This is a genomic window from Geobacillus sp. ZGt-1 (assembly GCF_001026865.1).
GTDB classification, from domain to species: Bacteria; Bacillota; Bacilli; order Bacillales; family Anoxybacillaceae; genus Geobacillus; species Geobacillus thermoleovorans.
Genome location: NZ_LDPD01000023.1, coordinates 241,645 through 242,313 on the forward strand (window position 1 = coordinate 241,645; position 669 = coordinate 242,313).

Below are 669 nucleotides of genomic sequence, written 5' to 3' on the forward strand. Positions count from 1 at the left end.
GGAAGCGTTTGCCCTTTCAACAACAAGGAAACGTTGTTCAGGTGCAGACCAACGGTGCCCCATCCATGACGATCTATTATCGACATACGTTCGGCTCAACCTTTTATCCGTTGACATCGGGCGTCACGTTGTTGCCATTTGAAGCCAACTGGTATCCGCAGTCCATGGATTCAACGCTTTACGATATCAACTCATCCGGAACGCTTCACTCCAATGTAGAAACGAAAACATGCACACGAGTCAACATGATTGTCGGAAAGGAAAAGTACCGTTGGCATGGGGACCATCTCCCTTGTCTCTCCGTGATCAACGGTCCTTACAAACAAATTCAAGTGCAACATACTCGTTTCCTTGTTTATAAACCATTTCTCACTACAACAAGAAATTATATGGAATTGAAGCATCAACTCGTTTCCATCCGCAATGAGCTATGCCACTTGTTTCCGAATCTTGCAAATACAGATTATTGCACAAAAGAAGTCAAGAGCGTCTCAATCATCCCAAAAAGCATCAACACCACAAACCTTTCGCTCTACGACAGCACGGTGGCTGACGGAACCTACACGTTTTATGTTGATCCGTTCTTGGACGTCAATGGCATCCCGGCAACCAAACATATTCAGGAGTTGGCTGCGTTTTTCATCCCATACCGATTGTTCGAAAACGAAC

1 pseudogene is annotated in these 669 nt (G+C 45.1%); it reads left to right on the forward strand.

The features are described from left to right. Positions 1-669, forward strand: a pseudogene (locus tag VU18_RS20040) (hypothetical protein); the annotation flags it as partial.